Source organism: Vibrio sp. qd031 (assembly GCF_002100145.1).
Lineage (GTDB): Bacteria > Pseudomonadota > Gammaproteobacteria > Enterobacterales > Vibrionaceae > Vibrio.
In genome coordinates this window covers 190,871-191,333 of record NZ_JXQD01000025.1, presented here as the reverse complement: position 1 = coordinate 191,333, position 463 = coordinate 190,871, and the positions used below count along the sequence as shown (strand labels likewise).

2 tRNA genes are annotated in these 463 nt (G+C 46.0%); both read left to right on the top strand.

The features are described from left to right. Positions 1 to 121 precede the first annotated feature (121 nt). A tRNA-Leu gene (locus ST37_RS12835) sits at positions 122 to 206 on the top strand. A gap of 26 nt (positions 207 to 232) precedes the next feature. After that, positions 233 to 307, top strand: a tRNA-Gln gene (locus ST37_RS12830). The last annotated feature ends 156 nt before the right edge of the window (positions 308 to 463 follow it).

The window sequence follows — 463 nt, the reverse complement described above, 5'->3', positions numbered from 1 at the left end:
CATAATGATGGGGTCACAGGTTCGAATCCCGTCGTAGCCACCATTCTTTCTTTTTGTTAAAAGAGAGATAAAGAACAACGTCTCGTTGAGTACCAATTGTCAACGATGACTACAGATTTGTGCGGAAGTGGCGGAATTGGTAGACGCACCAGATTTAGGTTCTGGCGCCGCAAGGTGTGAGAGTTCAAGTCTCTCCTTCCGCACCATTATTCAGATTCGTAAGAATCGCTGTAGGGCTATCGCCAAGCGGTAAGGCAGCGGCTTTTGATGCCGCCATTCCCTGGTTCGAATCCAGGTAGCCCTGCCATATTTACTTAAGGGTAAGTATGGGGAAAGAAATTTGATGCCCCATCTATAGTCCCTGGTTCGGCTCTAGTTAGCCCTGCCACTATTTAAGTGGTGCTTGTTCAAAACAGGCAATACAACGTCAAGTTGAGTACCAATTTTCAACTTAGACTACAAA